Raw genomic sequence first — 24,380 nt, forward strand, 5'->3', positions numbered from 1 at the left:
CAAAATGCATTACCAAAAATTTTCGTCGAAAAATAGTTAAAAATTTGTCAATTTCCGATGACAAGTTTAAATTCCCCCGCTATAATATATAGATGTGAGCATTAAAATTAAAATTAATATCACTATAATTTTGAAAAATAAGTCTACGAATGTATTTTGAGGTGAAAAGGAATGAAAACATTAACAAATCAAAACCGTATCAAAGTAACAGTAAACGGTCGCGAAATCGAAGTGTACGATAATCTTACCATTCTTCAGGCGTTACTCCAGGAGGATATCCATATTCCTCATCTGTGTTATGATATAAGGCTTGAAAGATCAAACGGAAACTGTGGCTTATGTGTAGTTTCAATTGGTCCAAATGGTGAAAAGGATGTAAAAGCATGTCAAACCCCCATAAAAGAGGGAATGATAATATGCACAAACAGTCCTAAACTTGAAAGCTATAGAAAAGTACGCCTTGAACAGCTGCTTTCCGACCACAATGCAGATTGTGTCGCTCCATGCGTTATGACCTGCCCTGCAAACGTTGATATCCAAACTTATCTACGTCACGTAGGCAATGGTAATTACGAGTCTGCAATAAGAACTATAAAAGACAGAAATCCGTTTCCTGTCGTATGTGGCCGTGTTTGTCCACACCCATGTGAAGCTCAATGCCGCCGCAATCTTGTAGATTCACCGGTAGCAATCAACTACGTAAAACGTTTTGCTTCCGACTGGGATATGTCACAACCGCATCCATGGGTTCCAACCAAGAGCCCTTCGACTGGTAAAAAGATTGCTATAGTAGGTGCAGGACCGTCAGGTCTTTCTGCTACATACTACAGTGCTATCAAGGGTCATGATGTAACTGTATTTGAACGTCAGCCACATGCAGGTGGAATGATGAGGTATGGTATACCTGAATATCGTCTGCCAAAGGCTACGCTAGATAAAGAAATTGATATAATTAAAAGCCTCGGTGTAAAGGTTATGACAGGCAAATCCCTTGGAATTCATATACGTCTTGAGGATCTTCATAAAGATTTTGATGCCGTATATCTTGCTATAGGTTCATGGAATGCAACTCCTATGCACATTGAAGGTGAAAAACTCGATGGGGTATGGCTTGGAATACAATTCCTTGAACAGGTGACAAGGAATGCAGAGATTAACTTAGGCAACAATGTCATAGTTATCGGCGGTGGTAATACTGCTATTGACTGTGCTCGTACTGCTCTTAGAAAAGGAGCCAAATCGGTTAAACTCGTATACCGCCGTACTCAGGAAGAAATGCCGGCAGAACCATACGAGGTAGAAGAAGCTTTGCATGAAGGTGTTGAGATGCTCTTCCTCATGGCACCAACAAAGATTACTTCTGAAGGCGGCAAAAAGAAGCTTGGCTGTATAAAAATGACACTCGGAGAACCTGACCGTTCAGGTCGTCGCCGTCCTGTACCTGTTGAAGGAAGCGATATTGAAATTGAAGCAGATACAATAATCGGTGCTATCGGTCAAAGTACCAATACACAGTTCCTGTATAACGACCTTCCTGTAAAGCTAAACAAATGGGGAGATGTCGAAATCAACGGAAAAACTCTTCAAACATCTGAAGTCAACATATTTGCGGGTGGAGACTGCGTAACCGGACCAGCAACTGTAATTCAGGCTGTTTCAGCAGGCCGCCATGCTTCTGATACTATGGACAGCTTTTTGATGAAAGGCTATATTAAAGAAGAAAACGTTGACTACAGTTGCAGCCGTGGCTCTATGGAAGATCTTCCAAAATGGGAATTCAGGGAGATCCCTAAAGTTCCACGTGCTCAAATGCCTTCAATTTCAATTGCTGAACGTAAAAACAATTTTAATGAAGTTGAGTTAGGACTGATGGAACAAACTGCACGTCAAGAGGCTAGACGTTGTCTGAAATGCGGCTGTACTGAACGCTATACCTGTGATTTAAGAAAAGAAGCAAGCTGTCATGGTGTAGAGTTCGAGAATCCTATTCATGACCGTCCATATATTCCTATAGTTGATGATCATCCTTTTATTATACGTGATCATAACAAATGTATATCCTGTGGCCGTTGTATTGCTGCATGTTCCGAGATTGAAGGCCCTGATATACTAACATTTTATATGAAAAACGGACGCCAGTTAGTTGGTACAAAGAGCGGTTTGCCATTACAGCAAACAGATTGCGTAAGCTGCGGTCAGTGTGTAACTGCATGTCCTTGTGGTGCTTTAGATTACCGTCGTGATAAGGGAAAGGTAATGAGAGCAATAAATGATCATAAAAAGACTGTCGTTGCATTTGTTGCACCAGCTGTTCGAAGCCTTATCTCAAAAACCTATAATGTTCCATTTGAAGAAGCTTCTCCATTTATGGCAGGACTTCTCAAAAAACTTGGTTTTGACAAGGTGTTCGACTTTACGTTTGCAGCTGACTTAACAATTGTAGAAGAAACAACAGAGTTTTTAACAAGGGTATCAAATAAAGGTGTAATGCCACAGTTTACCTCCTGTTGTCCTGGTTGGGTCAACTTTGTTGAAAAGCGTTACCCTGAGATCATACCTCACCTGTCAAGCTGTAAATCACCGCAAATGATGATGGGTGCAACTGTTAAAAACCATTACGCAAAGCTTGCCGGACTGGATAAGAAGGATCTCTTTGTAGTTTCTATCGTTCCATGTCTTGCAAAGAAGCATGAAGCAGCACGTCCGGAGTTTGCTCCTGAAGGAATCCGTGATGTTGACGCTGTACTCACTACAACAGAAATGATTGAAATGGTTAAACTGGAAAACATCGACATTTCCGAAGTTGTACCTCAGGAATTTGATGAGCCATACAGACAAGTTTCAGGCGCAGGTATACTCTTTGGTGCATCAGGTGGTGTTGCTGAGGCCGCACTTCGTATGGCTGTTGAAAAACTCACAGGAAAAGTTCTTACTGACCATCTTGACTTTGAAGAAATCCGTGGTTTTGATGGCGTTAAAGAAGCTACAGTAGATGTTGACAGCACAAAAGTGCGCGTAGCCGTTGTTAGTGGTCTGCATAATGCTGAGCCTATAGTTGAAAAAATAATACAAGGCATTGATGTAGGATATGATCTTATAGAAGTTATGGCATGTCCTGGTGGCTGTATCTGTGGAGCAGGTCATCCAGTTCCTGAAAAAATAGATGCCGCTGAAAAACGTCAACAGATTCTTGTTAATATCGATAAGGTTTCAAAATACCGTAAATCACAAGAAAATCCTGATATTTTGAGACTTTATGATGAATTCTACGGTGAAGCAAACTCTCATCTTGCTCATGAACTTTTGCATACTCATTATTCCCCAAAACAAGGTGATAGCGCTTGCAACACTGTACGTAAAAAGGATAACTCAGCTTTTGTCGTACAGGAATTTACCATCTGTATGTGTGAATCCTGTTTGGCTAAAGGTTCAGAAAAGCTATACCAAGACCTTTCAGAAACAATAAAACACTATAAGATGGATCCATTTTCAAAGGTTAAAACCATCCGTCTAAAGGAAAATCATGCCGGCAAGGGTGTTTATATTGCACTTAACGGTAAACAGATTGAAGAACCGATGCTCAGTACTGTTGATAAGGATTCAAAATAGTCTTAATATACGCAAAAGCCGCACTATTTGATGTGCGGCTTTTTGCATGCTCTTTTTAGCATTCCTTACTTTACTTTTTCAATAATTCCAACAATCTCCTTCGGCTTAAGAACTTTGCCAAAGGATACAACCTTTTCATCAATAACAAGTGCCGGAGTTGACATTACCCCGTATGCCACGATGTCCTTATAATCAGTAACTTTAATTATTTCAGCCTGCACACCTGCCTCTTCTACTGCCGCTTTAGTATTATCAGCCAGTAAAACACAATTTCTACAACCTGAACCCAAGATTTTTATTACCATGTCAATTTACTCCTTTCTTTATTTAAATTTCACATAAATAAATGCGAAAACGCATTAAAAAAGAATCCAATAATCAATATTCCAGTAGTTACAATTCCTGCAAAAATAGCAAGTAGCTTTGGCTTAACAACCTTACTCAACATGATCATTGATGGAAGTGACAAAGCCGTAACAGCCATCATAAACGACAATGCAGTTCCTAATCCAACTCCCTTGGCAATTAATGATTCAGCAATAGGCAATGTTCCAAAAATATCAGCATACATCGGTACACCTACGAAAGTGGCCAAAAATACAGAATACCATTTATCCTGACCTAAAACAGCTTTTATCATATCTTCCGGAACCCAACCATGAATGCCTGCCCCTATTCCCACTCCTATCAATATATATATCCAAACTTTTTTAATTATGTCTAATACCTGATTCCTTGAAAACTCGATTCTTTGCCTTTTTGTTAACTTTTCCTGCTCCATATCAAGTACCTTGTTTTCGAAAATAAATGAAGCAACATATTTTTCAAGTTTTAGGGCACTTATAGTTGTTCCTAATTAAGCCATTCCATCTTTAATAATTGATCATTTAGCCATTTAAATATAATCAAAATATCCACCTCCTGATAAAAATGCAAAAAGTTCCACGCTTATTTCTTTAAAATCTCTTCACCTGCAAAAACAGTATCTATCAAAACTTTCACCGCTTCCAGACCTTTTCTATTAATAGAGTATCTCATCCAAATACCATCACGCCTGCCATTTACAAGCCCGCTTTCACATAAAATTTTCATGTGGTGGGATAAAGTTGGCTGTGTAATCTTCATTTCATCCAGTATCTTACATGCACACAATTCACCCTTTGCCAGCATATCCACTATCATTAATCTATTAGGATCGGAAAGCGCCTTAAATAGATTTGCATTTTCAACAAATACATTTTCCATATTTAATCACCTCATATAGATAATTGTCAATGTGTTTAACAAAAAGAAAAATGCAGATCGATTAATCAAACTGCATTTTCATCCTTGTATTATACAATTGACTTTATTGTTCGCTAAAACAGTGTCATTTGCTCCTGCTTAATCTTGTAGAACGCCGATTCCAATCCACCCTGAGATTTTACCAATTTTGACTGTATTACGCTCATATTCATTCCTGTCAGTTGCCTGTGTATGAGGCTATAAACCACATCAAACTGCATGTAAATATCCACCTGCATATGACCAGTCAGGCATATCATCTGGGTATTTGTCGCCCTAGCCAGTTCAAATATATAGGATAAAAGATATCCCGCATTTGCCTGACCAAAAGGATTATCAATCCATATAACCTTACTGGAATCGGGCCATCCGGTCTTTTTACTTCTCAGGTAAGAGATAATTGAAATGAACATGGCGAAAAATCCGGCAAGCTTTTCTCCTCCAGACCAGCTTATAACTACTTCCCATGCAATATATCGTGACGCTCCTACGGACTCAGGTTTAAATACCTTTATTGAATATTCATTGAGGTTTGTTACTGCGTCCAACAGGCTTACAGGAGACATAATCCTTGCTATCTCCCCATCAATCCTGGCAGGGTCATATTTACCTTCTGCCTTCATCTTTTCAATTTCACTGATGGAAACCTCTATATACCTAGTCATCAAAGCTTTTCCTTCTTCAGTATGCAGCTGAGGCATATCAATTACTATAGTCTTTTTGTGAACTCCATCAATTTTTATTTTAGAGAAATTATCCACCGACTTAAGCTCGTCATATACTGCCTCTGCCCTGCTGTAGCAACGTTCAACAATCTCTGACTTATCCCTTAGTGATTCCTCCAATTGGAACTGTGCTCCCTTTTTCATATTTTCAACGTTATCGATTATTTCTTTGAACAAATCCTTAACATATTTATAATTGTACATATCATTATTCATTATTTTTTCAATAATCATCCTGATTGTCACATTCTCAGCCCAATCAGCTTCGTGGTAAAGCTCATCGTAACTTTCCCTTATTGTCGCTTCTATCTGCCCGAGGCTTTTGATCAAATCCCTATAAATGTCCCGGTCCTCGTTGATAATCACATCTATCCTTTCTACAGGAAGTTGCAGCATATCCCACATGGAAATACTTTCGCCATTATGAACAAGACTGTCCATGTACTCCCTTGACTCGCTCCGAATTGTTATTTTGTTTGCACTAATGTAATCTTCAATTCTCTCCCCAGATCGCAAAAGTCTTATTCTTCTTTTTTCAATCTCTTCAAGCCTTCTTGCGTTCTTCTGCCTCTTTCTATTGTAAGCCTCTATCTGAGCATTAAAAGTTGCCACATCAACACTTTCCAGTGATTCAAATTCAAACGGTTCCAAATTAAATCTTCTTTCAATATTCTTCTTAAGCTCCTTTGCCTCTCCTTCCAAAGTATTTATCTGACCTGAAAGCTTTCGCTCATTGTTCTTTATCCTCACATCTTCGTCTTTTAGTAATAAAAGTTTTTCTCTATCCTCTTCAAGTTCTTCATCAGTAAAAGATATTACACTACCTTCAAAATCAGCCTCACAAAAGCCTTTATTGTGTATCTCCTTTATTCTCCTGTGTTCATCCTTCATACGACTCTCTATAAACTTTTGAATCTGCTCGGTCTGACTGTCAGCTATTTTTATCTCAAGTCCCTGCGCTCTTGAAAGAATTTCTTCCAAACTACCTTTTATATCGATTGCAGGCTTATCTATATTAAGCTTTGCAGATATTTGGTCAAGTTTTTTCCTGTTATCCTGATTTTCTCTTATACGTGCATCCATATTATTTCTGGTATCTTCAATCTTCTTTGACGTAGAATTAAGCTTTTCGATGAGATTTTTTTTCTCTTCCTCAATTTTAGCTCTAATTAAGTCTTCTTCCCTGTATTGCTTTTCCAGCTCTTTTATCTTTCCTGCAAGTTCAATATGCTCATTAAGCTTAACTATATCCTTGTTTTTCTCACCTATAAGTTCCTCTATATCACTGATAGTCTTTTGATTTTCCCTTATATTCTTGAAAAGCAACTCTCTCTTTTCTTGCAGTTCTTTCAGAGAGGTTTCATTTGCATTTACATCTCTATCAATCTTATCCAGTTGACTTTGCATTTCCTTCAAACATCCTTGCGGATACAATTCTAAGAATTCAGAACACCTTTCAATAAGCCCTGTTATCTTTTCCTGATCACTTTTAATTGCTTCATAGTTTTCCTTCATTTTTGAAATATTTTGATCCATGCCGGTCAAATAATCCTGAAACGCATTGGAATTAAACGCAAAAGTATTATTATTCGCAAAAACAACATAGGCTTCCATTGAGCCTAATTTGTCAATACCTACAGATAGTTTTCCCTCACCCGTTGGCGCAACAATTCCAGCTTCCGAATCCACTATAAATGTAACCGGATAGTTCTCAACCAATTCAAGTATTTGATTAGTTAGAGGAATATTGCCTGAATCTGCTTTAATCTTCTCCAATTCAGCTTTTTCCAATACAATTGAATGGCACAAAAGTGGATTTCTGTGTAAAAACTCTTCTCTCATATCCTCACGCTGGTTCTTAAGCCATAACGAACCAGGTATACACCTTATACCGCTGCTTTTCAAAAACTCATACACCTTTTTAAGCTCTATATCTGGAATATAGTACTCACAGCCATCATAGAGCAACTTTCTCTTTTGAATTTCATGATACCTTCCCAAAACCTCGCTCAAGGAATTGTCCACTCTTGCCCTATGAGCTTTCAAAGACTCTGATGCACCTTTGCTGTATACATCTCCATCAATTTCATACATGTTTATTTCCCTGTTTATCTTTAAAAATCGTGTTTCAAAAACTTCTATTTCTTCTTTTTTAGTCTTGCGGTTTTGAATTAATGCAGCAACAGCTTCCTTAATTCTTATCTCACTGATTGAAATATCCCCATTAGCCTTATTTGCCTTTTCAAGCGCATCGTTCAAGCTCATTCTCTTATCCGAAAGCGTGTCCCTTTCATTTATAAGGTCTTTAAGTCCAGTAGCTGAGTCTACTAACAGTGTCATATCCTTTACGAAATAACCTGTAATTTGTGACTGTTTGTCTTTGCTATCTTTAAGCCTTGTACTTATAGAAGACAGACTGTCACGAATACTATCCCTTTCACTGTCTTTTTCACTTAACTCTTTCTGGAGTAACCCACGTTCATTTGAATATTCATCCACTTGTTTTTTTAATTCTTCAACAATCCTCAAAACTTTTTGGGCTTCCTCACTTAGAATAAGTTTTGCGAAAAATAGACAGCTCTGGTACTCTCTATCTATCTCGTCCTTTTCCTTCGAAACAGTCTCAAGCTGTGCTTTATATGTAGCAATTTCTCTTCTGGCATTCACGACTTCTTCAAAAAGAGAAGCTGATTCCATATATTTTATTCGCTTGTCTTTTTCTTCAATTTCATTCCTAATTCTTTCAATACTGTAAGCTACATCTTCAAGCTTTTTATTTAATGACTTAAGCTCAATAATTTTGCTTTGATAATCCAGACTATCCTTTTTATAAAAAAGTTCCTCGATATTTGCAGCATACTCACGGTCACTTGATTTAAGGGACTCGATTTCATTTTGAAGTTTATCTGTTGCAAGACTGATAAGGTTGTCAAGAGCCAGAATATCCCTGCTTACTTTATTTATTTCTTCAACAGTAGTTCCATAGCCTTCAAGCTTCGAAAAAAGATCGGAAGCCTTATCGCAGAATGCTTCATACATCTTTATATTATGCTGATACAAAGGAATGTTCTTTAAATTTTCAAGGTGCTTTTTAAAAGTTTCTGCAAGTATTCCCGAGGTTTCCCCCTCTCCCTTGGGTATATTGGGAATTATCAACTTTTCTATTACACTTCTTGACTTTCTGGCGTTCTCAAAAAATTTATCAATTCCGCCTTCTGACTGATTTATAATCTTAACGGCATCAAATTCTTCTTTAAATAAATTAAAGGTGTGCAGCTTATCACGGTACTCCTTCTGACGGTCCCTCGAATATACATTTATGTTAAGACGCATTTCTGAAGCAAGCCTCTTTAGGTAATTGTGGCACTCAGAAAAACCAATAATCTGTTTATCTCTTGTTACTACTTCCATTCCCTTTATATCCAAATCATGAGGGAGAGTATAATTATGTGTATAGGTAAAAAATCTTATTCCATCCGCATTTTTAGAGACACATATTCCTGTGAGTAAGAAGTCGGCTCTTGTGCCGTCCAATCTCCATTCAATCATAATATGCGTAGGAGAAGAATTCACCTTAAAATAATCTGAAAAGTTTCTGCTCCCCATATTTGTATTTGGAAGTACTGTCTGAAGCGCCAGTTGAAGAATAACACTTTTTCCTCCGCCATTCTCCAAGTTTATAAGGGCGTTTTTGCCATCAAATTCATAAAGCTCGTTTGCAATGTATTTCTTGTCATCATCATATCTGAAATTTACAATTCTGAATCTATTTATCCGCGGCATAAAACCATGTCCTTTCAAAATTCATATGCTTTCAAGGAAAGATAAAATCTCCCTCTTTCTTGTGCTTTCCGGGTAATAGCCTATTATAAGCGTGTCAAACTTATCCGTGGTATATATTTCGCTGTCATTATCAACATTTGCAAGCCCCTGCTCCTGTAAAAACTTTAGAGTCCTGTATATAAAGCTTATCCTCGTACCTTTTGACTGTCCGAAATTCTTTATTTTTTCATCATAGGTAGGAAGGTCGAGCCAGAGTTTTGCTACACTTCCAAAATTAAAATTTAATGCTTCGTCAGTCTCTTCACTGTTTTCTCCAGAATTATATGATTCCAGCTTGGCTGTAATAAAACCTTCAAGTTCCTCAACCTTAAGCATCGACCGAATTTTGTTGTTATAGTTTTCTCCGTTAAAGAACTTTATTATAATAGAGAGTATTACTACATACCCAACATACAACTCAGTATTATTTGAAAAGCCCATTTTCTCCCTGAGATTTTCGTTCGTGAATCCCAAAAACCGGTTATCGGTTCTTGGTGTAAAATACATTGTATCTCCTGACCTTAATATCATTATCCCTGATTCTTCCTCAAAAATTCTCATAATATATGATATTTCAGGGTCATCAAAGTCCGCAAACTCTTCCGGGTTGTCCTTCTTTGCAACTTTTGACTTTTCAATCAGATTCATATATAATGCAAAAGCCTTTCTTACCAGATCCGGCGACAGGTTTTCCATCACTTTACCCCCTTAATTACAAAATCAGTAATTTCATTTCCGTTTTCAAAGTTGATCTTTTTAGCTGTTGACAGTAAAATCAGTGATTTTAAAGACTTCAGTTCCGGTTTTACAGCAAATATCCTGTCAAACAGGTAATAGATATTTATGTTATAGTTTGAAGTATCTCTAACCATCTTGCTTAAAATCTCTTCCAAATCCTCAAAACAAAGCAACTTGTGCTGATGTAAAATTACCACCAAACTATAGAAATCGAAGTCATAGGAAGTAGATTTATATAGCTGGTCATTCAGCCTTTTTATGGCAGAACTTAAGTAAGAATCTCCTTCAAAGTATGCTTCCAGCAATATAGCTTCAAGGTATGCCATAACCTTTAAATCCCTTTTTTCCCGCTCCTCACGTTCTTCCTTTTCTCTTATCTCCACTTGCATTTCTATGTCTACTTTTTCCCGTTCTTCTTCCGTTTCACTCTTTACCCTTTGAGGTTCAAAAGCCTTAAATGGATTAAAAACCTTATTGCGTGAAATATTTACAAATAGCGGTGCCAGAATATTTTTCAGAGGCTCATAGCTTGTGTTTTTTGAAATCAAAACATCAAAAATATTCTTTTCAAAGTCAATATATTCACTAACACCCTGGCGAAGCCTCAATTCCAATGTTTTCAAGTATTCACCCACAATATCCAGCTTATCATTAAAAAGCCTGTCATGTTCCGAAGTTGTTATATTCAGCTTTTCTGTTAGGGTTTTTATCTGTTCAAGACTTTTTAATTCTTTTTCTTGCAGATCATTGTAGCTTATTTTTTCTATATTTTCTCTCTGCTCTTTAAGTATTCTCTTTATATTATGGAACTCACGCCTCTCCGATTCAAACTGCTCCTTTATCCTGACAAAAAGGATCTTCAACTCCTCAAAGTCAATGCCCAAAACGTTTTGCCGTATGTTTAAAAGAAGGTTTTCCAGTCTTTCACGAAGCTGTCTCACCTGAAGGTTAAGTTCATTTACCGTTTGCAATGCACCGGAAAAAACACCTTTTTCAATCTGCTGTTTTAAGTACATCTGAGTGATATTTATCCTAAATTCCGAGTATATCTCCCTAGTCTTAAACAAAAGTTCCATTCCCTGATCAGTCAATTTGTAACGAGCGGACTTTTTTATCTCATAATAGGATGTATCAATCAGCTTTATCGGTATAGATTCATCCCTATTGTATTCAAGGTTCCTGAATTTAAACTCTAGAACTTCTCCCCCGCTTCCTGAGATGGAATCCCTTATATAAAATGCCATTTCCCTCGACTCTTCCTGTGTCATATTTATATCATAGGAACGCTTAAGAATAGTCTGAAGAAAACCTGCTATATCCTCAATACTGCACTCTTCCCTGCCAATCAACATGTTTTCTAATATAAATAGCAGGACGGAAAATCCTACTGAAATCATATCGACTTCAGTATACTTTTGAAATCCTGATAGCTTTCGTGAAAGGTGTATAAAGGGTGCAAGGCTTTGCATTCTTCCCCTAAAATCCTTAAGGCAATCAAAGACAGCACCTTCATAAATTTTTCTTTCGTCCAAAATTTACAGCCTCCTGTGGAATATATCTGCCAGTATACAATATTTCCGATATTTTTGTCTTGCTTTCCTCATCAAAGTTCATAAGAAATAATTCAAGGTTTAATTCAGATTGGTTTGTTCTTAAAAAAGGTGGATTTTTTGCTTCTGCAAGCATTTGCTTGTAAAGGTTTACATGCGGCACAATAAGATACTTGCCATACTTTGCTGCCATAGAGTTGAATATTCCTATACCTTCAAAATCAAGGTCACCGAAATAATATACCCTGTCAATTGGCATTCCCGTTGCCACCTCATTTATGAAACTATAGCTGTTCACTATTTTCTTTCCCTCTCCATAAATAAGCATATCTATATTTATACCAAACAAATCCTTGTCAGGCCTTCTTTCAAGGTACTTCAGTACCGAATAAAAAGTATCCTTGTTTTCAATAATAAGTATAGTCAGGCTGGCTTGGGGTTTGAACAGTATATAAAAAAACGCCTCAAGTGTCTTGTAACAGTTTAAATCATTGAAAGAAAGCCCAAGTCGCTTGAGCAAAACCTTGCCTCTTGATTCCAAAAACTTCTCGTTATTGAATATTTCAAAGGATCTTTCATTCATTGTACATCGAAATTTCAAAGATTTACTCTCAAAATGTTTAAGAAGAAACTCCGACAACATTAGCACATAATTCCTATCTTCTCTGTATACATCTGGATTTTTAAAGTAATAGCTTTTATCCAGCTTAGGGTGTAAAGACTGAAGTTCATGAAAAAGCCCATCTTCCAACTGCTTTTTATCTTCATAAGAAATTCTGTATTTATTATGTAGAGATGGATTTCTTCCATTCGTTCCAGATACCTTTACAGGTATCAAAATGCCCTTTTCACAGAACTCCTTAATTATGTCTGCAAAAGTCCTATATCCACCCTTGATTTCAAAATCATCTCCACCAAGTTTTCTTTCCACACTTATAAGTATATCTGCTATTTCAATAACCTTTTTGGATTGACTCTCAATTATCTTATAAATAAACTTTTCCATTTTGCCACCCTTTAGTAACAATAATTCTGCTTTTCTTCATCTCATTATATCATATCATTAAAATTCAAAATGCTGCCAACAATATTAACCCCATAAATATTTGTCTTCTCTTAGTTTATAGTTAGTGGCTTTTTTACAAAACATCATAATTCCCCAAACATTAAAAATGCAGATTGATTTAATCAAACTGCATTTTCAGCATTGTATTATACAATTGAAACTCCCTACTCAACAGGATCCATATGAATAACCATTTCAATCCCAAGCTCTTCTTTAACCTTTAGTTCAATTTTATCAATTTCCGAATGGATGTCCACAATATTGGCATCATCAGAAACTTCAGCATGTATTGAGGCAGATATCCTTCCTGGTCCATAATCATGAATTTTCAAGTCGTGTGCACCTTTTATATTTTTGCTGCCAAGAACCAATGTGTTAATTCTTTCAATAAGCTCAGGATCTGGCAAAGCTCCCAAAAGCAAGTCTACTGAATCTTTTGCCGTATTAAACCCTGTGTATATAATTAATCCTGAAATACCAAGCCCCATTATACCATCAACTGGAAAACTAACAAACATGCCTATAATAGTTCCAATTATTACTGCACTTGTTGCGTATACATCATTTAAGCTGTCAAAGGCTGTTGTCCTGATAATGCTTGAGTTTATCGCTTTACCAATATACTTGTTGTAAGAAAACATCCATACCTTTACCAGAACTGAACTCGTCAAAATGATCATTGATGTTAATTGGAACACCACTTCTTGCGGATTAATAATTTTATTAAACGAATTTCTTAATAACTCTATACCAACAGCAAAAATAATAAATGATACTACCAAAGATGCAATATACTCATATCTTCCATGTCCATGGGGATGTTCCTTATCTGGAGGACGATTGCTAAGCTTAGCTCCAAATATCGTAATAACTGATGTACCCATATCACTCAAATTATTAAAAGCATCGGAAATTACTGCTATACTATTTATTAATAGTCCAATAGCAAGCTTTAGCACAAATAAAAACAGGTTGCAAATAATCCCCAAAGTACCGGATAATATTCCATAAGACTCCCGTACTTCCTTATCATTTACCTTCTCACTATTCTTAATAAATCTTCTTATTATCAATTTAATCAAAATTAGCCCTCCAATCATTTATTATTATGGCAGAAATTCTAAACTCTATTAAAAGTAAAAAAACACACCTGTGGAATCACTGTCCCACAGATGTGTTATATTTTTCATCTGCTGCCGTTTATGGCCCAGCTGCATAAACCTTAAAATTTGGGGTTTATCGCCTGATCAGTTTGTACTGTAGCTTAAATGCAGTGCAAAAAGATATTTCTTGTTAAATTATACTATGATATAATAAAAATCTCAAGGAAGCATTTAGCCCTGCCCCAATTTATAATATTGGCTTCACAATTCCTCCACTCGCGGGCATTTAATAAGGAGACCAACTTATATGGACATAAAATCTATAAAAGAAAAATTGAATTCAAAGGAATATGAATTTATCAAAACCGACCCACACCTTGGAGGAAACATACTAATCCTTACAACAGCGGGCTCTATTGCATATGGAACAAATGTTGAAACCAGTGATATCGACATCAGAGGTGTCACAATTGAAACCCCGCAGGATATCATAGGTTTGTCTAGTTTTGATCAGTTTGAAGACAGGGTAACAGATACTGTCATTTATGGCCTGAAGAAATTTATATTGCTTTGTCTTAATAGCAACCCAAATGTTCTAGAAATACTAGGCACCAACCCCGATCACCTTCTAATTATAACTGAAGAAGGTAAACTCTTGCGCGATAATGTTGATCTCTTTTTGTCAAGAAGAGCAATAGCCAGCTTTGGAAATTATGCTACTGCACAGCTTCGAAGGCTGCAGAATGCTCTGGCAAGAGATAACTATCCACAGAAAGAAAAAGAACAACATATATTAAACAGCATATTAGGCCAAATGGATCATTTAAAAAGAACCTACAAGAGCTTTACAGGCAGTGAAATCAATTTGTATCTTGATAAATCAGCCAAAGAGGAAATGGAATCAGAGATATTTATTGATATAGAATTAAAGCACTATCCCCTGCGTGACCTTAAAAATATCTATTCGGACATGGATAACATAGTCAGGGAATACGCAAAGCTCAACCACCGTAATAGTAAAAAGGATGAACTTCACCTTAACAAGCATGCAATGCACTTAATTCGGCTTCTGGTCACAGGGACCGAAATTCTTGAGGGCAAAGGTATTAATACTTATAGGGAGAATGAGCGCGAACTCTTTTTAGATATTCGAAAAGGCAAGTACAGCTACAATCAGGTTTTTGAAATGGTTAATGAATATGAAGAACGGTTTAAATATGCTGCAAATAATACTTCTCTACCCGAAGAGCCAGACATAAAACGTGTCGAAGCATTGATGATGGAAATATACGAAAAAGTACTTAACAAAAATATCTAGAACATATAATCGAAGGAGAGAAAACAAATTATATATGAGAAATGTGATCATTATTTTTAAAAATTCTAGATGAAATAAATTCCTAGCACCGAATGTTATAGTACAAGCGTAAAATAGATAAAGCTTTTGTGTACTATTATTAAGGAATAGCTGAAATATTACTTCAATTGATTCCCCGGCTTCAGATATATATATACAATTAAAAAGGCCATGCAATGCAGGCCTTTTTAATTGTATTTTTCATCGAACTGCTTCCCCAGAGAATGGTATTCTACTACAAATCATTCCATAAAGGTATTTCTACATTTACTTTAAATAAATCCCCATCTATTTCAATGTTAAATCTTCCCTTTTGAATATTAGTCAAACTTTGAGCAATAGACAAACCTAAACCTGATCCTTCAGTAGTTCTGGACACATCACCCCTGACAAAGCGCTCTGTCAATTGCTCTACAGGTATTTCAAGCGGAAGCGCTGATATATTCTTAATAGTCAACACCCCATGTGTTTCATTTTTTGTTATATTGATATATACTCTTGAATTTTGCATCGAATATTTCAAAACATTTGATAAAAGGTTTTCGATTATACGCCACATATGCTTTCCATCAGCCCGGACAAATATGTTTTTATCACTGGTACTAGTTCGAATGTCCAATCCTGCTTTTTCAATTTTCTCACGATACTCACCAACTGCCTGCATAACCAGCTCGTGTAAATCAACCTTTTCCGCGTTTACCGGCAAATTCCCGCTTGACGCCTTGCTTGCTTCAACCAAATCCTCAATTAATACCTTCAATCTTGCCGATTTTTCATCCAGGATGTTTATATACTCCTTTACTTTTTGATTATCCAGCTCCTCTTTTTTTAACAAATCAACGTAATTAATAATAGAAGTAAGCGGAGTCTTCAAATCGTGGGATACATTCGTGATAAGATCGGTTTTCATTCGTTCTCCTTTAATTGCTTCATCAACCGCTTTTTTCAAACCACTTTGAATCGTTTGAATATTTTCCGCAAAGGCAGCAAATGCAACTGACATATTATTTACGTCAAATGCATAATCCATATTGCCGCTTGATATATTTTTTGTCCCTTCAATTATTGTAGACAAAGTTTTCAAGCCCTTAGCCGTCTGATAAAAGACAAAACCGTTTATAGCAAACAAAAGAAATGTAAGGAATATGTGAATATACCCATGATAGAATCCATTATTTGCATAATATGCGTAATGAAAAATGATGCTTGAGAACACTATATTTAAAAGCGTGTATACCAAAAGCAAAAAAAGTATCTGCACTCTGAAAATCTTTCCATTAAAACAAAGTTTGATAAAAGATTTACCTTTGCTAAAGCTTTTTACAACAATAGATTTGCCTCCATTAATTCTCCTTATAAAATGAGCTTTTAATTTGCCCAAAATTATTATAATGAGTATATTTTGCATCAATCCTCCAGCTTTTAGCTGCCTTGTTACCGACAATAAAAAAGATAAACCTATTAAAAAATCAATGGTTAAAATAATTAAAACAATCAATTCTAAATCAATTTCTGTAAAATTGCCTGTATTAACAATTCCTGCTACAGCAAATATTGAAATTGCAGCAGCAACAAGTACCATTATTGTATGTACATCGATGTAAATCCTATCAATATTAGTTAATACTACTTCTGTCACTCCTTCCTTACGTCCAGCAGAAAAGACGAGATAAGCCAGAATCATCAGAAAAAGAATTAACGAAGCAATCAAAAGATATTTTATGTTATTTGCCAACATTTTAGCTTTTGTATAAGAAACATAATTGTCATAAATTACATCACCTTGTTTCAATGGCTCCATTACAGCCGCATATACCTCATATGAAGTTCCAGACAGCATTAACTTAATATCATCAGTATACATAAAAGGATACCTATATTCAAATTGATCCTGACTATAATGAAACATGGTGTCCTGACCTTCAAATAGTGATATTGGATCTTTGGTATTATTATTTGTAATTACTGCACCGGTTGTCCTGTCTTTTATATAATAGGTAAAGTTAATACATTCTGTAATTCTATTCTTTATGGTATTATATCTATCCAACATATTCTGGATTTCTTCCTTAGTTTTACCGGAAGCTTTAATGTTCTCCTCACTCTTCAGTTTCACATTATACTCGATAATATTGTGAATGAGCCTTGAATACTCAGAATAAAATCCATATGTTTCATAATAATTTGTACTTCTGGCAATATTCTCATTACTCAAAAGATACACACTACTACCATATGCTGTAAAAACACAAAACAAAGCCATAACAACTGCAATAACTTTTACAACCATTGAATACTTAATATTTTTCAATTTTGTACCCAATTCCCCACACCACCTTTAAATATTTTGGATCCTTAGGATTGATTTCCATCTTTTCTCTGATGCGTCTAATATGTACAGCAACTGTACTTTCCGAAGAATACAGCGGTTCATTCCAAACATTTTCGTATATTTGCTCTATCGAAAAAACCCTGCCTATATTATTCATAAGAAATAAAACTATACCGTATTCAGTAGCAGTTAACTTTACTAGTTCCCCATCCAATCGGACTTCTTTAGCTTCCGTATCAAGCTCCAAACCGCCGTTTTTTATAACCCCGCTCTTTTCTGCTGCCCCTCCAAGGAGAGTATACCGCCTCATTTGTGACTTTACTCTTGCCATTAGTTCCAATGGGTTAAAAGGCTTTGTCACGTAATCATCAGCTCCAAAGTTTAGCCCAATAATTTTATCTGTGTCCTCAGACTTTGCAGAAAGTATTATAATTGGAATGTTTAATTCTTCACGAATTTTGACAGTTGCAGATAACCCATCCATCTCCGGCATCATCACATCTAATAAAATCAGATGAATTTTTTGTTCTGCCAAAGCCTTCAATGCTTGCTTCCCGGTATATGCCTTTATGACTTCATAATTTTCCTGCCTGAGGTAAACCTCCAGAGCATCAACTATAGCCCTGTCATCATCACACACCAATACATTAAATCTATCCATAAGAGCAAACCCCCAAAATTTTTCCGAAGTAATACATCTATATCACCTGCCTCTGATATAAGATTAGCAGGTAATCTTTACAAAACACTATATAAAATTCTTAAGATTTTCTTAAGATTTAAAATAGCTCAATTATTTATTAATATTCTACAAGTGTGATTTTAACAGTTCTTTGATCTAAGTTCAATTCAAGTTAGCTTAAGCATCATTTGCCAAACCACAAAGTTCTGGTGATATTTAGCGTCTTTAAACCCCATTGCTTTGATAACCTTTGCTCGTTGATAGTTCTCAAAATAAAATACGCCAATGAGAGAACCAAAGTTTCTCATCGGCGCATTTAACAATTTAAGTACGCAATACTAAATTTATTTCATATCAGATGTACAATGCGGACATTTTGTCGCATCAATGTGAATTTCGCTAAAACAATACTTACACTGTTTTGTTTTCTTAGGAGCAGGCTCTTCTTTTTTCTTTGTGAAACGGTTTAGTTGCCTTACTACAATAAATATTGAAAAAGCAATTATTAAAAAGTCAATAATATTACTTATAAATAATCCATAATTCAAAGTTGCTGCTCCAGCATCTTTAGCCGCAGCCAAAGTGGCATATTTACTCCCGTCGAGACTAACAAACAAATTCTCGAAGTTCAACCCCTTAGTAAAGACACTGATTACAGGCATTATAATATCATTAACAAGCGAAGTTACAATTTTTCCAAACGCAGCCCCAATTACAACACCCACTGCCAGATCCAAAACATTCCCTTTAAGTGCAAACTCTTTAAACTCTTTCCACATAATGACCTCCACATATTTTATTTTCTTGGATATACTTATTTTACATCAGCCCCAATAAAATGTGAAAGTAAAATTTTATCCAGACATCACATAATACTGTTTTCTGCTCTTCATATGTAAGCATCCATTTATATCTCAAAATAAAAACCTGCTCTTCTTGTGAACATTTTCAAATATCCACAAGAAGAATGAGAGGTTTTCAACTCTATTCTATTAGTACGGTTCCGCATTCAATTCAAAATATGATTGAGGATGATTACATGCAGGACATTTATCAGGTGCTCCAGATCCTTCATGAATATATCCGCAATTTGCGCATTTCCAAACAACTTTTTCTTCCTTCTTAAATACTACTCCATTTGCTACATTATCAGCCAGCTTTTTATATCTTTCCTCATGATGTTTTTCAACTTTTGCTATCATTTTGAAGGCTGTTGCTATTTCAGTAAAACCTTCTTCCTCTGCCACTTTCGCAAATTCCGGATACAAGTCTGACCATTCTTCATTTTCACCGGCAGCTGCCGCTTTTAAATTTTCAAGTGTAGTCCCTTGAGCTATAGGAAAATCTGCTGTTATTTTTATAGTTGTTGGAAGTTCTCCTTGTAACCCTTCTAGAAGTAATTTATAGAATCTCTTGGCATGTTCTTTTTCATTATCTGCCGTTTCAATAAACAAATTTTTTATTTGCTTGTATCCTTCCTTGTCTGCAACTGAAGAATAGAATGTATAGCGGTTACGAGCCTGTGATTCACCGGCAAATGCCTTTAATAGATTTTCCGCTGTTTTTGTACCTTTTAAACTCTTCATAAGTAACCTCCTATAGTTAATTTTTAATAGTTTTATTATTTGATAAAAGCATTATATCACCCGAAAATCCCTTATGCCAGTATCTTAATAATATATTGTAATTTAATTTTGTAACTTATTTAGAATACCACTAGCAAGTGTATCTTAAACAAAATTTATTGAGATTTTGCTATAATTGATTTTAGTGATTTTCGCCGTAAATTTCTCAAATAAAAAAAGACACTAGCAATATTGCTAATGTCTTATTTTCTTATCAGTTTTAGCAAGGAATAACGTTCTTAGCCTGTAAGCCACGTTGACCGTTTTCAACCTCAAACTGAACTTTTTGACCTTCGTTAAGAGTTTTATAACCATCAGCATTTATTGCTGAGAAGTGAACAAATACATCTTCACCATCTTCTCTTTCGATAAATCCAAAACCTTTTCCAGCATTGAACCATTTAACTGTACCATTTAACATTATCCGCACCTCCTTCAGGGTGTATAATTTCGCCCATTCAGAGCTTTAAACACATTCCAATTAAATCATACTTTCGAAGTTCTGTCAAGTATAATTTTCCCATAACTAATAAAATATTTAGTTATGGAATTTTCGAAGCAAATCCCCAAAAACCTAATGGCGCTAGATGCCCCTCAGATTTTTATTACATATAATATAGCTTTTTCTTCTGAATCTTGTAACAAATATTATACCTGCCAATAAAACTGCAACTGAAGCCAATAAAATAACAATTTGAGCCTTCATCATTCCAGTAGTGTTCTGAGAATTTTGTCCACCCGGAAAACCCATATTTTTGGACATGCTTAGAATTTGTTTCAGCATATTTTCATCAACGCCCAGTGATTTAAGCTTTTCCTTTTGCGTATCCGTTAGTTCTGTCCCGTTTGCTTCATCAATAACTTGCATTACTTCATTCATATTCTCCAATTGCGGCAAATCACCTGGCAGTTGCATATTGCCACCCTGCTGCATATCTCCGGGTGTTTGCATGCCATCAGGAGGTTGCATATTCCCCCCTTGCATGTCCCCCGGTGGTTGCATACCATCAGGAGGTTGCATATTTCCCTCCTGCATGTCTCCCGGTGGCTGCATACCATCAGGAGGTTGCATATTTCCCCCTTGCATGTCTCCCTGTGGCTGCACACCACCTTGTTGCCCTTGTTTCTTTTCTGAATTACCATTACCGCCAAAACCTCCAAAATCCATACTCCCTAAGTCATTCAGGTTAAGCGTGGTTGATATTGTTCCATAAGCGGTAGAAGGCTGAGTTCCGTCAAGTTGTGCAATAATGCTGGCAGCCCGGTCTTTTCCAAAAGTTTTCATAGCGGGTATTGCTTTTTGATATTCCTCAAACGTGTAGAATGCTGTTGCATCTTTTTTTACATAATCACTTATGAGCGCATTTACACTGTTAATTGACTTTTCGTATATGCCGCTTCCTACATATTCTTCAACAATTTTCTTTAAATAATCGTGGTAACGAGTCTTATACTCGTCTACTTCAAGAAGCTTCCCTATAAGAGGCGCATCCTCCAAATTACCTGTAACAGGTTTATCTATTGGAAAATTAATTGCATTTGAGGCATTCTTCATACTAAAACCTGCAAAGGACATATTAAAATCCCATGGCAAGAGTGTAAAAAGTCCATCTTCCTCATATAGATAGTAGTTATGATACATCCCACCTGCATAACTGTCCAGATTGACCAGGAAAGTATTTACTGCCCAGAATCTTAGTATTTCGTCTACATCAAGATATTTCTCAAGCTCAGTACCATTATTTAGGTTTTTGATCATTTCAATTACTCTTTTAAAGTCTTCATCTGTTGTTGATTTAAAAACTGCACCCTCTCTTACAACTGAATAACTTTCAGGATTATCATCTGTATATTTGAGATTGGTGCCACCTCTCGCGCCCATTCCACCAAATCCACCTGCTATTTTCATATCTCTTTTCTGATTTCCGGAACTCTTTGAATCAGTTTTGATGTTCTGATCGTTTTGAGTGTTTTGTTTATCCTGTCCACTTTGTTTATCTGTTTTGCTCTGATCATTTCCTTTTATTAGACCATTTTGAGGTTCTATAACTTCAGATGCTGGCTTTTGGACGTCTTGTGCTCCAATCTTGCCATCCATTTGATCTCCATTATTTCCTTTGGGTAATGGCATTTGACCACCCTTAAAATTGCCAAAGTCAGGAGGTCCGCCGCCGTTTTGATTGCCAGCGCCACCCATGTCCATGCCCTCAGGCTTATACAAATTGCCCTCTACACTTCCAAATTTCCTTTGTATAAAACTTTCATCTACAAGCTCAACGGCAAGGTATAATCCCCAATCTTTATTATTTATTTTGATATTGGAATAAGCACATGAAGAGGATGCTATACCCATAAAATCAAACAATTCAAACGAGAGATACTCTTTCATGTATGATTTATCAGACATAACATTATTGAGCACCAACCCCTCCATACCATGATATTTTTGACCATTAACATATTGATCAAAGTCAATCTTTAAACTGAAACGCTGTGTTTCGCTACTCCTTGCAAGGTTTGACAAACTTGAGTTTCCCTTTGGCCTTATACCAACATTATAAAATTTCTCACCATTGATAGTTATATTGCAGCTTTTGAATTCCTCTTTTGTCGCATTATCCATAATCCATTGAAAATCGGATTCATCCATATCAATACTAATTTCATTTACTGTGTTTTTATCAAACACCTTATCTATATACTCAGGTTGCGCTAAAGCTTGTGCTGTCTCAGGTGCAAACTTTGGGACACAGGCCATAACAGTTATCAATAGTGCTATCGATAATAGCGTTGCAGTTACTTTAACAGCCATTATATGCGGTTTTTCATTCATACTGTTCACCTTTCTTAGCTCATGTAATCACCATTATAACTTACCATTACTGCACTGGAAACTCCATTTTGCCTGCTAATTTCATTAACAAATGTTGTTTCCATACTCTTAAGGCGTATTTCAACTGTAATTTCTATACCTTTTCCGCCTGTTACAGTCTTGGACTTAACCACATATTTCTTTACATTATCCTGTACAAGTTTTAGTACATTACTTTCAGCTTTATCATCTTCACAGTTAACTATAAGAACATATGGGTTATCTGTATTGCTTTTATTAACAAATATAACGAGTATTATTCCAATAAATACAGCACCAAAAACAGCCAGCGGAATAAGACCTGCACCCAATACAATACCTGTTGCTATTGCCCAGAAGAGGTATGCTATATCCATTGGGTCTTTTATAGCTGAACGGAATCTTATAATTGAAAGAGCACCCACCATACCAAGCGAAAGAACCACATTGGATGTAACTGCCAGAATCAAAAGAGTAGTTATCATGGTCAATGCTACCAACGAAATGCTAAAGCTTTTAGAGTACATTACACCCTTGAATGTTTTCTTGTAAACAAAATAAATGAATAATCCCAAAGCAAATGCAAGTCCTAACGCTATTAAAGTATCTAGGGCTGAAAAGCTCGAAACCTTTTCCAAAAAATTCGATTTAAATATATCATTAAAATTAACCTGATTGTTTGTCACTTCACTTCTCATGTTTTTCCTCCCAAATTGTTATGATTGTAAAAAAGCCGCCTTTCGGTAGACTTTTTTGGTGCCAGAAAGTAATGCACTTTCTTAGGCATTAAAGAAGCCGGTTTCACCGATTCTTAACCGTACATACGGCAAAGAGCGTACTTTGAAACCGAAAGTTTATGTCGATCACCAAGCTGAACAATATCACTTATTATATCCGGTAAAAACTCATCAAACTTTACTTCAAGCACTGCCATCTTTTTATCAAGGGCTTCTACTGTTGGTAGATCCTTACTAAATATATCTGTACTGGTAATACCTGTCCTTATTGATTTATCAATTGTAACCCTTACATTACCTGCTTTGTATACATACGCCTCCCTGTCATAATCTACAATAGTACGCGGTGCTAGCCTCTGGTGTCTCATTTTATGGTATACCTCATTTAAAACCTGGTTATTTGAATCTTTCATCCATTCAATGTTACCGTTTAAAATATCGCTGCACTGATCTTTAGTTAGTTTTGTACTCAATTTAGCTGTAAGCCCATTAACCTTTATTTTCTTCTCAAGCCTTATATATGAATCATTATGATTATATAAGCGAATACGGAATTTCTCACGGTTATCTACACCTGAAATCTTTTCCATCAGTGCCTTGTCATCAGGAGTATCAAAATACAAACTTCTTATAAGGTAGTTTCCGTCAGGTCCGGCATTTGAATCAGGCTTCATAATATGCCTAAGCTTGCTTTGTAACAATAAACGATCTCCAATGTTAATATAGTGTTTGAATTCATGGCGGTATTTTATATTATGCATTGTTTCACTTTCACCTCCTTAAGAATCGAAATGTTAAATACATGTTAATTCTAAACTTATTCTAGCATCCTCATTTAGTATAAATCTCCGCAAAACTGTGGCAATTATAGATTTAATCAGAAACTATAATTGTGGCAA

General features: G+C 35.9%; 17 protein-coding genes, 1 pseudogene and 1 riboswitch. Of the genes and pseudogenes, 2 read left to right on the forward strand and 16 right to left on the reverse strand.

Annotated elements, in window-relative coordinates; translation table 11 throughout:
- Positions 1 to 171 precede the first annotated feature (171 nt).
- Positions 172 to 3,609, forward strand: coding sequence for an NAD(P)-binding protein (locus tag ACECE_RS0203495; protein ID WP_010244148.1), 3,438 nt, complete (start codon positions 172 to 174; stop codon positions 3,607 to 3,609).
- A gap of 65 nt (positions 3,610 to 3,674) precedes the next feature.
- On the opposite strand, the gene ACECE_RS0203500 is transcribed toward ACECE_RS0203495, so the two are convergent.
- The 8 genes and pseudogenes from ACECE_RS0203500 to ACECE_RS0203535 form a co-directional block, all read right to left on the reverse strand.
- Positions 3,675 to 3,914: a thioredoxin family protein gene (locus ACECE_RS0203500; protein ID WP_010244150.1), complete on the reverse strand. Its 240-nt coding sequence runs from the start codon at positions 3,912 to 3,914 to the stop codon at positions 3,675 to 3,677.
- 29 nt (positions 3,915 to 3,943) lie between these two features.
- Positions 3,944 to 4,462: pseudogene (locus tag ACECE_RS26470) on the reverse strand (permease); the annotation flags it as partial.
- 95 nt (positions 4,463 to 4,557) lie between these two features.
- Positions 4,558 to 4,854: an ArsR/SmtB family transcription factor gene (locus tag ACECE_RS0203510; RefSeq protein WP_010244152.1), complete on the reverse strand. Its 297-nt coding sequence runs from the start codon at positions 4,852 to 4,854 to the stop codon at positions 4,558 to 4,560.
- A 113-nt stretch (positions 4,855 to 4,967) separates the two neighbouring features.
- Positions 4,968 to 9,401 carry a coiled-coil domain-containing protein gene (locus tag ACECE_RS0203515; protein ID WP_010244153.1) on the reverse strand — a complete coding sequence of 1,478 codons (4,434 nt, stop codon included), beginning with the start codon at positions 9,399 to 9,401 and terminating at the stop codon, positions 4,968 to 4,970.
- A gap of 21 nt (positions 9,402 to 9,422) precedes the next feature.
- Entirely contained in the window at positions 9,423 to 10,136 is a 714-nt protein-coding gene (locus ACECE_RS0203520; RefSeq protein ID WP_010244156.1) for a DUF6063 family protein, read from the reverse strand.
- On the reverse strand, positions 10,136 to 11,710 hold the full coding sequence (locus ACECE_RS0203525; protein ID WP_010244158.1) for a hypothetical protein: 1,575 nt from the start codon (positions 11,708 to 11,710) through the stop codon (positions 10,136 to 10,138). Before ACECE_RS0203525 ends, ACECE_RS0203520 begins: the two co-directional genes overlap by 1 nt.
- On the reverse strand, positions 11,688 to 12,734 hold the full coding sequence (locus tag ACECE_RS0203530) for a Wadjet anti-phage system protein JetD domain-containing protein (RefSeq protein ID WP_010244160.1): 1,047 nt from the start codon (positions 12,732 to 12,734) through the stop codon (positions 11,688 to 11,690). The genes ACECE_RS0203525 and ACECE_RS0203530 overlap by 23 nt, the downstream gene beginning before the upstream one ends.
- 224 nt (positions 12,735 to 12,958) lie before the next feature.
- The gene (locus ACECE_RS0203535) at positions 12,959 to 13,876 is read right to left on the reverse strand and encodes a cation diffusion facilitator family transporter (protein WP_010244162.1); all 918 of its coding nucleotides are present in this window, start codon (positions 13,874 to 13,876) and stop codon (positions 12,959 to 12,961) included.
- Positions 13,877 to 13,953: 77 nt separating this feature from the next.
- Positions 13,954 to 14,055, reverse strand: a riboswitch (NiCo riboswitch).
- A 149-nt stretch (positions 14,056 to 14,204) separates the two neighbouring features.
- Here ACECE_RS0203535 and ACECE_RS0203540 point away from each other — a divergent pair.
- Positions 14,205 to 15,215 (forward strand): nucleotidyltransferase domain-containing protein, encoded by a 1,011-nt coding sequence (locus ACECE_RS0203540; RefSeq protein WP_010244163.1) that lies wholly within the window; start codon positions 14,205 to 14,207, stop codon positions 15,213 to 15,215.
- Between the two features lie 274 nt (positions 15,216 to 15,489).
- On the opposite strand, the gene ACECE_RS0203545 is transcribed toward ACECE_RS0203540, so the two are convergent.
- From ACECE_RS0203545 to ACECE_RS0203580, 8 genes are all read right to left on the reverse strand, one after another.
- Complete coding sequence (locus ACECE_RS0203545; protein WP_010244166.1) at positions 15,490 to 17,577, reverse strand: sensor histidine kinase; 2,088 nt, start codon at positions 17,575 to 17,577, stop codon at positions 15,490 to 15,492.
- Entirely contained in the window at positions 17,552 to 18,247 is a 696-nt protein-coding gene (locus ACECE_RS0203550; protein ID WP_010244169.1) for a response regulator transcription factor, read from the reverse strand. Before ACECE_RS0203550 ends, ACECE_RS0203545 begins: the two co-directional genes overlap by 26 nt.
- A gap of 365 nt (positions 18,248 to 18,612) precedes the next feature.
- Positions 18,613 to 19,047 carry a large conductance mechanosensitive channel protein MscL gene (mscL, locus tag ACECE_RS0203555; protein ID WP_010244173.1) on the reverse strand — a complete coding sequence of 145 codons (435 nt, stop codon included), beginning with the start codon at positions 19,045 to 19,047 and terminating at the stop codon, positions 18,613 to 18,615.
- 213 nt (positions 19,048 to 19,260) lie between these two features.
- Positions 19,261 to 19,854, reverse strand: a complete 594-nt coding sequence (gene rbr, locus ACECE_RS0203560; protein WP_010244176.1) for a rubrerythrin — start codon at positions 19,852 to 19,854, stop codon at positions 19,261 to 19,263.
- Between the two features lie 259 nt (positions 19,855 to 20,113).
- Complete coding sequence (locus ACECE_RS0203565; RefSeq protein WP_010244178.1) at positions 20,114 to 20,314, reverse strand: cold-shock protein; 201 nt, start codon at positions 20,312 to 20,314, stop codon at positions 20,114 to 20,116.
- A gap of 162 nt (positions 20,315 to 20,476) precedes the next feature.
- On the reverse strand, positions 20,477 to 22,726 hold the full coding sequence (locus ACECE_RS0203570; protein ID WP_010244182.1) for a CotH kinase family protein: 2,250 nt from the start codon (positions 22,724 to 22,726) through the stop codon (positions 20,477 to 20,479).
- Positions 22,727 to 22,740: 14 nt separating this feature from the next.
- On the reverse strand, positions 22,741 to 23,442 hold the full coding sequence (locus ACECE_RS0203575) for a DUF4956 domain-containing protein (protein WP_010244185.1): 702 nt from the start codon (positions 23,440 to 23,442) through the stop codon (positions 22,741 to 22,743).
- A gap of 113 nt (positions 23,443 to 23,555) precedes the next feature.
- Complete coding sequence (locus ACECE_RS0203580; RefSeq protein WP_010244189.1) at positions 23,556 to 24,242, reverse strand: polyphosphate polymerase domain-containing protein; 687 nt, start codon at positions 24,240 to 24,242, stop codon at positions 23,556 to 23,558.
- Positions 24,243 to 24,380: the final 138 nt, after the last annotated feature.

The organism is Acetivibrio cellulolyticus CD2 (assembly GCF_000179595.2).
GTDB classification, from domain to species: domain Bacteria; phylum Bacillota; class Clostridia; order Acetivibrionales; family Acetivibrionaceae; genus Acetivibrio; species Acetivibrio cellulolyticus.